12 protein-coding genes are annotated in these 13,158 nt (G+C 39.4%); 9 read left to right on the top strand and 3 right to left on the bottom strand.

The features are described from left to right. The first annotated feature begins 463 nt into the window (after window positions 1-463). From MPH60_RS11815 to MPH60_RS11785, 7 genes are all read left to right on the top strand, one after another. Window positions 464-1,459, top strand: coding sequence for a thiamine pyrophosphate-dependent dehydrogenase E1 component subunit alpha (locus MPH60_RS11815; protein WP_241588864.1), 996 nt, complete (start codon window positions 464-466; stop codon window positions 1,457-1,459). A 12-nt stretch (window positions 1,460-1,471) separates the two neighbouring features. After that, a complete protein-coding gene (locus tag MPH60_RS11810) occupies window positions 1,472-2,455 on the top strand; it encodes an alpha-ketoacid dehydrogenase subunit beta (RefSeq protein WP_241588863.1) in 984 nt (327 codons plus the stop codon). A 49-nt stretch (window positions 2,456-2,504) separates the two neighbouring features. Then, window positions 2,505-2,600, top strand: a complete 96-nt coding sequence (locus MPH60_RS11805) for a 2-oxo acid dehydrogenase subunit E2 (RefSeq protein WP_241588862.1) — start codon at window positions 2,505-2,507, stop codon at window positions 2,598-2,600. Between the two features lie 310 nt (window positions 2,601-2,910). Continuing rightward, entirely contained in the window at window positions 2,911-3,834 is a 924-nt protein-coding gene (locus MPH60_RS11800; protein WP_241588861.1) for a DMT family transporter, read from the top strand. A gap of 455 nt (window positions 3,835-4,289) precedes the next feature. Further along, window positions 4,290-5,267 carry a ring-cleaving dioxygenase gene (locus MPH60_RS11795; RefSeq protein ID WP_241588860.1) on the top strand — a complete coding sequence of 326 codons (978 nt, stop codon included), beginning with the start codon at window positions 4,290-4,292 and terminating at the stop codon, window positions 5,265-5,267. A gap of 100 nt (window positions 5,268-5,367) precedes the next feature. Then, window positions 5,368-5,967 carry a nitroreductase family protein gene (locus MPH60_RS11790; protein WP_241588859.1) on the top strand — a complete coding sequence of 200 codons (600 nt, stop codon included), beginning with the start codon at window positions 5,368-5,370 and terminating at the stop codon, window positions 5,965-5,967. A gap of 138 nt (window positions 5,968-6,105) precedes the next feature. Next, a complete protein-coding gene (locus MPH60_RS11785) occupies window positions 6,106-6,696 on the top strand; it encodes a TetR/AcrR family transcriptional regulator (RefSeq protein WP_241588858.1) in 591 nt (196 codons plus the stop codon). 182 nt (window positions 6,697-6,878) lie between these two features. On the opposite strand, the gene MPH60_RS11780 is transcribed toward MPH60_RS11785, so the two are convergent. The 3 genes from MPH60_RS11780 to MPH60_RS11770 all read right to left on the bottom strand — a co-directional run bounded on the left by MPH60_RS11780 (window position 6,879) and on the right by MPH60_RS11770 (window position 9,635). Beyond that, complete coding sequence (locus tag MPH60_RS11780; RefSeq protein WP_241588857.1) at window positions 6,879-7,436, bottom strand: MFS transporter; 558 nt, start codon at window positions 7,434-7,436, stop codon at window positions 6,879-6,881. Further along, window positions 7,433-8,863, bottom strand: a complete 1,431-nt coding sequence (locus MPH60_RS11775) for an FAD-binding oxidoreductase (protein ID WP_241588856.1) — start codon at window positions 8,861-8,863, stop codon at window positions 7,433-7,435. The genes MPH60_RS11780 and MPH60_RS11775 overlap by 4 nt, the downstream gene beginning before the upstream one ends. A 166-nt stretch (window positions 8,864-9,029) precedes the next feature. Further along, window positions 9,030-9,635 (bottom strand): TetR/AcrR family transcriptional regulator, encoded by a 606-nt coding sequence (locus MPH60_RS11770; protein ID WP_241588855.1) that lies wholly within the window; start codon window positions 9,633-9,635, stop codon window positions 9,030-9,032. Window positions 9,636-10,003: 368 nt separating this feature from the next. Between MPH60_RS11770 and MPH60_RS11765 the strand changes: the two genes are divergently transcribed. Further along, window positions 10,004-11,323 (top strand): MFS transporter, encoded by a 1,320-nt coding sequence (locus MPH60_RS11765; protein ID WP_241588854.1) that lies wholly within the window; start codon window positions 10,004-10,006, stop codon window positions 11,321-11,323. 316 nt (window positions 11,324-11,639) lie between these two features. Next, window positions 11,640-13,109: a helix-turn-helix transcriptional regulator gene (locus tag MPH60_RS11760; RefSeq protein ID WP_241588853.1), complete on the top strand. Its 1,470-nt coding sequence runs from the start codon at window positions 11,640-11,642 to the stop codon at window positions 13,107-13,109. Window positions 13,110-13,158: the final 49 nt, after the last annotated feature.

Below are 13,158 nucleotides of genomic sequence, written 5' to 3'. Positions count from 1 at the left end.
TGTTCCATTACGAACATTTAATTTTATGAATCATTTTAATTTACAGCTATATATCCGCTTAGTCAACAAAAAAATAACTTCAACACCTCAGTGTTTAGTCTTTGGTGCATATATGTAGTTTTCAAGTCAGGAAAGCTTTCGCGTGAAAACAACCCAGACAAAGTGAAATTAACTTGAAAATGTGAGAGGAAAAGTGTTAGGATAATATTGCATTCAGTTAGTACCAGGTAATAATACTAGATGATAACGCTTTTGAGGATGTACGGATCTTAAATGGCAAGCATGTATGACATAATAGAGTTTTTTCTTCCTTAGATACATAACAGAATTTAAGTTTGCGAGACAAACAATTAAAAAGAGAGATTAGTAAATAAAGAGCCCATTTTTATTTACGTGCCAGCATGTGGGCAATAATCTGGTCTTAACAGAGAAAAGTATTAATTATTAGGAGGGGTGATGACATATGGTTGAAAATCGTCATCTACAGGCAGGTCTGAGTGATGAGCAGGTGCTTGAGATGTTTAGAATAATGTTGTTGGCAAGACGGATGGATGAACGGATGTGGCTGTTGAACAGATCTGGAAAAATCCCATTCGTGGTTTCTTGTCAAGGGCAAGAAGCCGCGCAAGTAGGTGCAGCGTTTGCATTGAATCGTGAAAAGGATTATGTCCTTCCTTATTATCGGGATCTAGGAGTGGTGCTTGCGTTTGGGATGACCGCCAGGGATCTGATGTTATCCAGTTTTGCCAAAGCGGAAGATCCAAATTCAGGCGGGCGTCAAATGCCTGGGCATTTTGGGCAAAAAAAGAATCGGATCGTGACGGGATCTTCGCCAGTTACCACTCAGGTGCCACATGCAGTGGGGATTGCGCTCGCAGCAAAAATGGAAGGAAAAGATATTGTTTCATTCGTTACATTCGGAGAGGGTTCATCAAACCAAGGTGATTTCCATGAAGGAGCGAATTTTGCAGGTGTACATAAACTTCCGGTCATCTTGATGTGCGAGAATAATCAGTATGCCATTTCGATCCCGATAGAAAAGCAATTGGCTTGCAAGAAAGTTTCGGACCGCGCCATTGGTTACGGCATGCCAGGGGTGACGGTTGATGGAAATGATCCAATCGAAGTATACCGTGTGGTGAAAGAAGCGGCTGAGAGAGGAAGGCGTGGTGAAGGCCCAAGCTTAATCGAAACGGTTTCATACAGGCTTACACCACACTCAAGCGATGATGATGATAGTCAATACAGGTCGCCTGATGAAGTATCGGAGGCAAAAAAAAATGATTCGATCATTACTTTTGGTGCCTATTTAAAAGCAGTGGGAATCATGGATGATCAAATGGAGAAAAAAATGAACGAGGAAATAATGGAAGTTGTGAACGAAGCGACGGATTATGCAGAAAATGCTCCATTTGCGAATGAAGATACGCTTTCAAAATACGTTTACGCAGAAAGGTAAGGAGGAAAGAAAATGGCAGTGATATCTTATATAGATGCGGTGATAATGGCGATACGGGAAGAAATGGAACGTGATTCGCGTGTATTTGTTTTAGGTGAGGACGTAGGGATAAAAGGCGGCGTTTTTAAAGCGACTTCAGGATTATACGAACAATTCGGGAAACAGCGTGTCATTGATACCCCGCTTGCAGAATCCGCAATCGCAGGAGTCGGCATCGGCGCGGCCATGTATGGAATGAGGCCGATTGCGGAAATGCAATTCGCTGATTTTATCATGCCTGCAATCAACCAAATCATTTCAGAAGCTGCAAAAATCCGTTATCGCTCCAATAATGACTGGCATTGCCCTATCGTCATCAGAGCTCCATACGGTGGGGGCGTACATGGGGCGTTATACCATTCGCAATCCGTTGAAGCCATTTTTGCCAATCAACCGGGACTTAAAATTGTCATGCCCTCTACACCCTATGACGTGAAAGGGCTATTGAAAGCAGCCATTCGTGATGATGACCCGGTCCTCTTCTTTGAACATAAACGAGCCTATCGCCTAATTAAAGAAGAAGTGCCGAATGATGATTATGTTTTACCCATTGGTAAAGCGGATGTAAAACGTGAAGGCGAGGACGTTACAGTGATTACTTACGGACTTTGTGTTCATTTTGCGCTTCAGGCAGCTGAAAAGCTGGCCAGTGATGGCATATCCGTTCATATACTTGATTTACGAACCGTTTATCCATTAGATCAAGAAGCCATTATGGAAGCTGCATCTAAAACAGGAAAAGTCCTATTGATTACTGAAGATAATAAGGAAGGAAGCATCATTAGTGAAGTATCGGCGATCATTGCAGAAAACTGCCTCTTCGATCTCGATGCCCCAATCATGAGACTCGCTGGCCCGGATGTTCCTGCAATGCCATATTCACCATCATTAGAGAAATCATTCATGGTGAATCCAGAAAAAGTGGAAAAGGCACTGCGGGACCTGGCTGCCTATTAAACAATTCTTAAAATGGAACAAACAAAGCATCCCTCATCTAGGGGGGTGCTTGTTTGTTCCCGTGATTAATCGTGCCGAAGAAAAACCAATAAAGGAAATCGCCAAGGATGTCCGTGAACTTGTCAAAAAAGTACGAACAGATTAAGTTGAAATCTGTAAATATGCAGAAATGGTACATTTTTTATGATAGATGCGTATGTTTGGTACAGTTCGTTTAATCGTTTTGGCAATTGCACTGATTGTATGACCTTCAACTTATTCTTTTGAAATAAGTAGAAAGCATCAGTTGAAGACATGGCTTAACCAAATCATTCATTTGATTTGTTTTATCCTGCCTTTATAAGGTTTTGTTTATTCTATTACCAAATGCGTCAGAAAAATTTTTAAGTTCATCTTATATATAGGAAATCAATAACAATGTTTGTCATAATAAGAAAGTAGGGAGGGGGAACATCATGCTTCGATTATACGGGGCTTTAATCGGTCTTAGTTTGATATGGGGTTTATCGTTTGTTTTCATGAAGTGGCTGCTCCCGCCAGCGGGCATTTGGGGGATTGTGTTTCTCCGCTGTTTGGCGGGTGCTGCTGTTCTGCTTCCCATTTTATGGTGGAAGCGCAGTGGAATTAACTGGAAATTACCATGGAAAGCACTGGCAGTTGTCGGAATCTTCAATTGCGGATTAGCATGGGGATTAATAGCTTTAAGTGAAACAGAGATTAACAGCAGCACGGCATCGATTCTTAATGCCACCACTCCGATCTGGACGGGAATCATCGGATTTATCATTTTTTCCTATGTTTTAACCGCCCGACAATGGATGGGCATTCTTATCGGTTTTTTCGGAATTCTAGTATTGATGGATTTTCAAGTCGGTCAGCTTTTCGGCAAGGAATTCATCGGGATAGGGACAATGCTGCTTGCATCCATCTGTTATGGTTTTGCCGGCCAATATACGAAAAGATTTCTTTCCAGTACCAGCATATTGGTCATTACTACGTTTACTCTGCTCACGGGTGCCTTTATCGGTTTGATCGGGATGCTACTAACAGCGCCGATTAAGCCAGTGATGTTGATGGACCCGCTAACGATTTTCTCCATAATCGGTCTTGGATGCTTTGGCTCTGGGCTCGGCCAGCTGATCTATTTCTACATCAATAAAAATGGCAGCCCAGAGTTAGCCGCATCGGTTACATACCTTATACCTGCAAGCGCTATGGTTTGGGGCTATGTCCTGCTTGGAGAAGCGATTAATCCTCATGTAATTATTGGCCTGCTGATTATTTTCGCAGGGGTTTATCTTTCTTCAAAGAAGTCAAAAGAAAAAGATGGTGCTAACTCTTCATCCGGAAAACAAGGGGAATTGCGTCATGTAAAATAAGGAACCAAAATGAAATAGCCCTCACGTAAAGGTTTTGTCTTTACCTGGGGGGCTTTCGTATTAAAATCCTGATTCAATTCAAGTGATCGATCGTCTTTGCCGCGACTTATAACTATTGATACATAACCCAAATTCAGAATGGCATTTCCTTTTGAATGGATATTCTGTTTCCATAATTTTTTTAAAAGATATTTAGAACTAAAATGAGAATTGACAGAGTTTTTCTAGAAAATATTTTGAATTTGAGATATATTGATTTGAGATATTGTTGTTGACAGGGAATGGCATTCGTGATAAATTATCTTTAAGTTAAGATATATTAATTCAAGATAAAAACATGTAAATTCTTATAATACCCCTTTAATGAATAGTCATTCTTTATGAAGGAAAAATATAGGGGGTAATGAAAAAGCTAACATCCAAAAATTGAATTGTTTTAATGGGAGGAATAATTGATGAATGGATTAAAAGGTATACACCACGTAACGGCCATAACAAGCAGTGCTGAAAAAAATTATGAATTTTTCACAAATATATTAGGCATGCGTTTAGTCAAGAAAACGGTTAACCAAGATGATATCCAAACGTATCACCTGTTTTTTGCCGACGATGTTGGCGGTGCGGGTACTGACATGACTTTCTTCGATTTTCCTGGAATTCCTAAAGGAGTGCATGGGACTAATGAGATCTCTAAAACGTCCTTCCGTGTACCGAATGATGCGGCATTGGAGTATTGGGTTAAGCGCTTCGACCGTTTAGAAGTAAGGAATACAGGAATCCAAGAACAATTTGGCAAAAAGATCATTTCATTTGTGGATTTTGATGATCAGCAATATCAATTGATCTCAGATGAAAATAATACAGGGGTTGCAGCTGGGATCCCTTGGCAAAAAGGACCGGTTCCTCTGGAATACGCTATAACAGGGTTAGGACCAATTTTCATTCGCATCGCCAACTTCGATTACTTTAAAGAAATGATGGAAAAAGTCCTGTTATTCAAAGAAATAGCCAAGGAAGGATCATTTCACCTATTTGAAGTAGGAGAAGGTGGTAATGGTGCACAAGTGATCGTCGAGCATAATTCGATCCTTCCTCAGGCACGGCAGGGATTTGGGACTGTTCACCATACAGCCTTCCGTGTTGAAGACCGTTCCGTTCTGGAAGAATGGATCAAACGAATGGAAAGCTTCCAATTTCATACGTCCGGGTATGTTGATCGTCACTTTTTTGAGTCGCTTTACGTACGAGTGGCGCCGCAAATTTTATTCGAGTTTGCCACGGATGGTCCTGGATTTATGGGGGATGAACCGTATGAAACGCTTGGGGAAAAGTTATCTTTACCACCGTTCTTGGAACCAAAAAGGGAGCAAATCGAAAAGTTGGTCCGTCCCATTGATACAGTAAGAAGCACCAAAGAATTCATTAAAGAATAAATGCGAATGATATATTGGTTGTTGCCCATACTAAAACAGGTAGAAAATAAAAAATGAAATAATCATTTGAAATAGAAAAAATGCTCTGGAGGAATGACTTATGACAAAAGATTTTTACACGGCCATTAAAGAGAGACGTTCATTTTATGGAATCAATAAAGAGGTCGGAGTATCAGATGAGAAAATTAAAGAAATAGTTGAATTTGCGGTAAAACACACACCATCGGCTTTTAATTCCCAATCTTCCCGCCTTGTTGTTTTAACTGGATCGGCACATGATAAATTATGGGATATTACGACGCAGGCTTTAAGGGAAGCGGTTGGTGAGGGAGATTTCTCTGGCACTCAACAAAAAATGGATTCCTTCAAAGCGGGATATGGGTCAATATTATTCTTTGAAGATGAATCTGTTGTAAAATCACTTCAAGAACAATTTGCAACGTATGCCGACAATTTCCCTATCTGGTCACAACAAACATCAGGGATGCATCAATTAGTTGTTTGGACTGCACTTGAAGCAGAAGGATTGGGAGCAACTTTACAGCATTATAATCCTCTAATTGATGATGAAGTGAAAAAAGAATGGGATGTTCCAATTAATTGGAAATTGATTGCACAAATGCCATTTGGAAATCCAACAGCTCAACCAGGTGATAAAGAATTCAAACCACTAGAAGATCGTATAAAATTTTATAAATGAGTGAGTTGCTAATTAGTCTACAGAGAGCCAATTCCCAATGGCTCTTTTTTCTTTGGGGATATCTTGACAACGAAAATGCCATATTATATATTTGTGACAGTCAATACTGACATATGATTAATGATAGAGGTTATATAAATGAATGGTAATAGAAAACAAGACACTTCTGATAAAATTATGATCGCTGCTATAGAACTTATGGCAGAAAGAGGATACAATGGTGTATCCACGCAGGAAATAGCTGATGCGGCAGGTTTAAGCGAAAAGACGCTATTTCGCCATTTCGGCAGCAAACAAAATCTTCTTGAAACCGCATTTGACCGATTTCATTATGCCGAAGAGATGAGAAGCCTTTTTGAGGGGAAACTCGTTTTTGATTTGTCTCAAGACTTGCTTCTGATCAGTCGAAAGTATCATGAAATCATGAATCATAACCGAAAACTGATCCAAATTGGAATGAAAGAGCAAGTTAATTTGCCAGGTTTACACGAAAAAATGCAAAAGCATCCTCAACAATTAATGAAGATCTTATCCGACTATTTAAGGGTTATGTCAGAGAAAGGAAAAGTTATTGCGGCAAATCCGGAATTGCAAGCCGTATCATTTATGATGATGCATTTTGGTGCTTATATGAACGATATACAATCCAGTGCTGATTTTTCAAGCATATCACTGGATGATTTTATCAAAGAGAGTGTCACCATATTCACTAGGGCTTTAACCCCTTAATATATTTTTAAGATATTCCTATATTAAAATCATTTTCCAAGTCTTTTTCCATAAAAGCAGGAGAATTCACAAAGGCTGGCCAAACTATAAAAAAACAAAGCAATAGGCAATCTTTTAGTTAAGAGAGCCTGTTGCTTTGCTGTTACCTGTCTTTGCAAAAGAAGGATGGCGTGTTTTTACATTCATTCACCCAACGGCAGTGGTGTGATTTTTTCCATCTTCATTATAATGAATCCACTCCAGGCAAACATTAAGGAGGCAATGTAAAAGATGCTGCCGATTGTTAAAAAGTCGACTAAATATCCGGTTGCAATCACCGCAGCTGCAGCACCGATGGATGTCCAAACATGGTAGTTTCCAATTTCCTCACCAGCTGTTTTCTTCGTAACATATCTTGCAAGTACCGTTTTTTCAGTGTTTTTTTGTATTGCCCCAAGTACCCCCATAATGATTTGCAGGAGATAGACATGCCAAATTTCATAGGCGAGGGGAAAGGCAAGAAGGATTAGTGCCATCCCCCATGAATAGATAAGGAGAAATGCTTTGTCACCGGATTTGTCAGTGAATTTTCCGATTAAAGGATAGCTAAGTGCTGCAGTAAGTGAGAATATTCCGTATGCCCACCCGAATTGCGAATAACTGGTGCCTACATTTTTGATTAGCAAAATATAAAAAGGGAAAATCATGCTCGCAGCCATTCCAACAGTGCCTTGGTAAAAAACAAACCGTTTATAATTCATGGATGGTACTCCTCATAGAAAAGATTCAAAAAGCGATTATCAGGATCGTACTTCTTCTTTAATCGAAAGAATTCCTCAGTGTGCGGATACGCTTCAAATAATTGTGTCTTGGTTGGATACCCATAATAGGGCAAATAGTAGCTGCCGTTATGGTCAAGCGTCACATCTATCATATTACGGATGACCCTTCCCGTATTTTCCTTACTATCGTTATCTGTCCCTTGATTGATGAGCATCACAAGAGCGAACATATCATCCTTGGCATAGGACATGAGTGATTCATCATTATGTTCCACATAACGAATTGTAATATTTAATAAATTAAAATCTTTCTCATCAGATAAGGTATTTCTTAAATCATCGATATAATCAGCAAATTGATCAATCGGAATGAAGTATTCTTGCAGCACTTCAGTTTTGGTCGGATTGCTGTAATCCATAAAGGCTGAGTCCGACCGCATCACATTATTCCTCGAAACCAAGTTGCCATCAATATTGGCCGTGTAGGTTTTTTGAGTTTCCCAAAACCTTTTTTTACCCCAGTCATTAAAACGTGAGAGGCCAAGAAAGAATTTAGGCACGGCAATGATCGTTTCCCGTTTGAGAGTATTATAGTCAGCTAGCTGTGTTTGGTCATTTGCCTTATAATAATCCGTTACATACATTTCATCCAAATAGGAGCCAGGAGCAACCGATATTCTTGCAAGATGCATTTTAACATCATCGTTTTGGAGAACTTCTCTTTTAAAGTACGAAGTATATTCATCATAATGGAGTGATTTAGTTTTAATGTTATAAAGTTCGTCATCGGTAAGGTGGAGTGTTACATCGAGTATTACGCCAAACAAACCATATCCGCCAATAACCGAATGGAAGAGCTCCGAATTTTCTTGGCGGCTCACTGTTAGGATTTGTCCTTTTGCGTTAAGCAATCTAAAAGATTCCACGGTTTCTATCAAGGCATGATGACGGATATCGCGGCCATGGACATTAACGCTCAAAGAACCGCCGATGGTAAAAATGTTTTGAGATTGACTGACCTTCAGAGCAAGTCCATATGGGTTGATATATTCTTGGAGAGCAGCCCAGGTTGCTCCGCTTTGGACCGTAATGCGTTTTTCTTTTACATCCAATTCAAGTATTTTATCATAGTGCTTCATATCGAGCAGGATCCCATTTGGATATAATGTCTGCCCTCCTTGGCTATGCTGCATTCCGGCAATGGAAATGGGATCATCGTTTTTTTCGGCATCCAAAACGACCTTTTTGATTTCTTCTTCACTATCTTCCGCTTTAATCGTTTTCATTTTAACAGGCATCAGCCGGCTGATATCTTTGGCAATAGGGTGGTCAAGCTTGAAATTAAAAGCCTGCAGCGATAATCCAAATAATAGTGCATATAGGATGATGAATAAAAATCGTTTCATGATATCTGGCTTTCGACTCCTCGTTTAATATGTCTGACACTCATTTGAAAATAATGATAAAGTATGAACTTTATAGGTTAATGGAGTTACCCCTGACCATTCAGTGAGATTGGGGTTTATATTGAAAAATGTCAGATTTATGAAAATGAATCTTTTGATTTATGTATTAGTTCTTAGTTTTCAGCCCGTTAATGATTGTTTTGGTTAGCGGTATGGATAGTGATTCCAAGCTTTGTTCTGAGTTGTTTAATCCCCAATGATAGATGATTCCCATCAGGCTTTGGGTGATAAGTTGTGAAATGTCGTTAACTGATTGGTCAGTGCCAATGTCGTTTTGTTCTTTCGCCTCTTCAATTAATGAACGAATAATTAGGAAGAGTGAGCGATTTGAATTTAAAAAGTAAGTATGTTCTTTTGAATCTAAAGCGGAACTGTAAATCACTTTCATTAAATCTTTGCCCATTTCTTCTTCCAGAAACCGCATCAATTTGCGTATGAAAATGAATAATTTCTCAGTAGCGTCCATATCGACAGGGAACGAACGGAAGACTTCACGATAGTAATCATCGACTTCTATGAATCTCACTAAAAAAATATCCGATTTCGCTGAAAAGTGTTGGTAAAATGACCCTTTTGATGTGCCGCTTTTTTTCACGATTTCGTCAACGGTAACTTTATCATAACCTTTTTCGCTAAATAGCTTTAAAGATGTTTTTAATATTTTTTCACGAGTCTTTTCTCCCCTAAGCTGTTTCTTTCTAGGCTCAATCATAAAAAAACCCCCAAATGATAATTGACAGAATATTCCTGTATGGTTTAATATCAGACTACAGTCTAGTTAAATGATAGGTGATCTATTCAATCTAACGTAGATCATCAATAATCACAACGCTTTCTTAATTGCATTTTGCATTTTTAGAAAGCGTTTACAAATTTTTAGGATCAAGTATGGGGAAGGTTAGTTCAGTTTAAATTAGGAGGTTTTTCAAGTAGAAGAATTAGGTGAAAAGGATGCAGTATATGTAAATGGAGGGGGGAGTGGGATTAACTTAAAGACCTAGGAATGAACCATAGTATCGGGAAGTAGGAAAAGTGGATTATTTTTTGGGAAATAGTAGCATGAAAAAGGAGGAAATAATCATGAATCATTCCAGTGGTGTGATAGAGAAAAGAACGATCAGTAAAACGATGAAACGCATTCTTCCATTTATCTTGCTCCTTTATATCATTGCTTACTTGGACAGGGTCAATTTAGGCTATGCTGCTTTACAAATGAATGCAGAATTAGCCTTATCCGCTGAAGTTTTTGGATTGCTTTCCGGCATTTTTTTTATAGGCTATTTCTTCTTTGAAGTTCCTAGCAACATGATCATGCATAAAGTGGGAGCTAGGATATGGATTGCCCGCATAATGATTTCGTGGGGACTCGTGGTAATATTAACAGGTTTTGCGCAAACAACGATGCATTTATATATTCTCCGTTTTTTATTAGGTGTTGCCGAAGCTGGGTTTTTTCCCGGTATAATTTTGTATTTAACTTATTGGTTCAGGGCCCGCGAGAGGGGACGGGCAACAGCGGCCCTGCTTTTAGCCTTACCGATTGGCGGATTGATTGGTGCACCTGTTTCGACATGGATTCTTGACAATATTTCCTGGTTCGGTATGGCCGGCTGGAGATGGATGTTCATCCTTGAAGGCATTCCGGCCATTATTATCGGTGTTGTGGTTGTTTTCTATTTAACTAATAGACCGACTAACGCTAAATGGTTATCTAAGGAAGAAAGTGATTGGTTGGAAGGGGAATTAAGTGCGGAAAGAAAAGTTAGCTCGAAAATAAATAAAGTCACAAAGCTTGCTATGTTGAAAGATGCAAAAATTTGGAAGCTGGCCCTATTTTATTTCACGGGGTACACATCTATCTATGGATTGTCATTCTGGATGCCAACCATCATTAAATCTTTATCGGAAAATGCAACAACCAATTTAGAAATAGGCTGGTTAGCGATGATTCCATCGTTAGTAGGCATACCTGCCATTATGTTTGTGGGCTGGAATTCAGATCGGACCAATGCACATAAATCACACTTGCTCGTTTGCCTCATGATATCAGTTGTCGGATTTATCGGGTGCGGCTTTTCAGATAGTGTTTTTACGATGGTGCTGATGTTAACGATTACCTCTTTCGGGTTATACGGGTTCAGTGGATGTTTCTTTGCCTATATGACTTTTTTCTTCACTGAGTCCACTGCACCAGTTGGAATAGCCATTGTCAATTCATTTGCGGCTTTAGGCGGTTTTGTAGGACCGATGATTCTCGGAACTGTTGCATTTACTCAAGGTATGTTTATTTTATCTGGTTTACTTGTAATAGGAGTCATCACTCTATTATCATTAAAATTGACAGATGCTTCAGCGGAAAACATCGTAAAAGAAGTTGAAGTCAATATTAATCGATTATAAAGGTTCTGAATGTATTGAAGATGAAAAGTGACTAAAAAAGAAACATCATTGGAAATCACAAAGTTCCTATGATGTTTCTTTTTATATTTTCATATGGCTACTTTGCGAGTAGATAAAAATAACGGTTGAGCATATCAAAAATTTAATCTTAATCGCAGGTTCTGCCCAATAAGACTTGTTTGTTGTTTTCGGCGGGATTAGAATGGAGATGAGATGCAAGCGCATTCGAAAAGACCGGGCATTCCTTTTCTCTTCAAGTTGTGCCTTCATATATTTATTTTCATTACAGGACGATCAGCGGAAATGAGGTGATGATGTGGAAATTCATTTGGTGGCAAAAGATGAGATTGAGGCTCAAGGAATTCGTTGGATAGTCGAGTCCCACCTAACGGGAGTTAGACTGATCCTATGGAAAACGATTGAAGAATTTGAAAAGGGCATCCGCAATCAGCAACCGGAATTCGTTATTTTGGATATGGATATTTGGACGGATGAAAGTGAGGCGATGGGTGTTTCGTTAAAGCGAAGGGGAATTCGATGGTTAGGCATTTCATCTGAGCGAATTTTTCAAACGGCTTATCGAGCCTTACGTTTCCGTGCTGAAGATGTATTATTCCGTCCTTTTTCTTCGGCGGATTTGGTAAAACATATCCAACAATTGCGTTTTCAATTAAGAAATGGTCCAAATCTTCTCTCGTCAAACACCCTGGATGATGGGAATGCTCTGGATATTGGGTATCCTGATTTCTTCTTGACGGACCGGAGGCATGAAAGTCGAATAACCATGGTCGCTTTTTTGACACCAGATAACAAGACCCTTCCTTTAGTTTATGATGAACTGCAACGCTATTCTTTTACTGGGAAGAATCAAATCTTCGCTTTATCGGATTTTATTTTATGTGTCCAGGAAACAAAGGAAGTTGAAGTTTATAAGGAAGAGTACCAAGCGTTTCTTGCCCACTGGAAAGAAAGAATGGAAGAGCCCCTTGCCATCATTATAAAAGCGGCATCTTCAGATGAGTCTTTAAAAAGGATGTATCAGCAAACACGTGAATTTACGAGGCAAATCTTTTTCGATGGATATGATATCATTTTAGCCGAAAGTCAGCAAACTTCGCCCCAAGAGATGGATCCATTCCTCACGCCTCTTGAACAAAGACTTTGGATAGAAATGCTCGAACGACGGGATGCGAAAGCCATCAGGAACTGGATTGAACGTGAATTTCTTACCTTTGAACGACCATACCCCGACCCGGAAATCGTTCGTATCCGCCTTACAAGCGTCCTCGCGCAGATTCGTAGGCATATGAAATCATACAACTTGCAAACTGCCTCTATAGAAGCAATATACTATGATGTATTTCAGCAAATTGTACATAAACCCGTCATTCATCAAATAGTAAAAGAGCTGCATGCGTTCACGACCCATATGCTTCTGCAGGATCATGGACAATTACAGGAAGGGGCACGCACAATTAGTGAAAAGGCAAGAGAGCTGATCGAGTCCAACTATTGGGACGCCCAGTGGAATCTAGCGAGCTGTGCAGAGACTCTGCGTATCAATAAAAGCACGCTCAGCCGTCGTTTTGCGGCTGAATCCGGCGAGTCTTTTCGAAATACGCTGCATCAAGTTCGAATTAGGGAAGCTAAACGTTTATTAAAGGAAACGGATTTATCATTGGAGGAAATCTCACAATTGGCCGGCTATTCACATCAAACTTATTTCAATGCAAAATTCAAATTGCTTGAAGCTTGTACACCATCAGCATTTCGGTCTGGTTTATAAAAAAGGACGATTCAATAAATGAATCGTCCTTTTTTTATTTATTTCATAA

It is taken from the genome of Peribacillus sp. Aquil_B1, from assembly GCF_022603275.1.
In the GTDB taxonomy this organism is placed as follows: domain Bacteria; phylum Bacillota; class Bacilli; order Bacillales; family DSM-1321; genus Peribacillus.
The sequence above is the reverse complement of the archived record's forward strand: the minus strand, read 5'-3'. Positions and strand labels throughout refer to the sequence as shown.

Bases quoted from the DNA above. Each gene is read 5' to 3' on its own strand.
- MPH60_RS11765 (WP_241588854.1), top strand. From the start codon at position 10,004: ATGAATCATTCCAGTGGTGTGATAGAGAAAAGAACGATCAGTAAAACG.
- MPH60_RS11795 (WP_241588860.1), top strand. From the start codon at position 4,290: ATGAATGGATTAAAAGGTATACACCACGTAACGGCCATAACAAGCAGT.
- MPH60_RS11800 (WP_241588861.1), top strand. From the start codon at position 2,911: ATGCTTCGATTATACGGGGCTTTAATCGGTCTTAGTTTGATATGGGGT.
- MPH60_RS11810 (WP_241588863.1), top strand. From the start codon at position 1,472: ATGGCAGTGATATCTTATATAGATGCGGTGATAATGGCGATACGGGAA.
- MPH60_RS11815 (WP_241588864.1), top strand. From the start codon at position 464: ATGGTTGAAAATCGTCATCTACAGGCAGGTCTGAGTGATGAGCAGGTG.
- MPH60_RS11780 (WP_241588857.1), bottom strand. From the start codon at position 7,436: ATGAATTATAAACGGTTTGTTTTTTACCAAGGCACTGTTGGAATGGCT.
- MPH60_RS11790 (WP_241588859.1), top strand. From the start codon at position 5,368: ATGACAAAAGATTTTTACACGGCCATTAAAGAGAGACGTTCATTTTAT.
- MPH60_RS11785 (WP_241588858.1), top strand. From the start codon at position 6,106: ATGAATGGTAATAGAAAACAAGACACTTCTGATAAAATTATGATCGCT.
- MPH60_RS11775 (WP_241588856.1), bottom strand. From the start codon at position 8,863: ATGAAACGATTTTTATTCATCATCCTATATGCACTATTATTTGGATTA.
- MPH60_RS11770 (WP_241588855.1), bottom strand. From the start codon at position 9,635: ATGATTGAGCCTAGAAAGAAACAGCTTAGGGGAGAAAAGACTCGTGAA.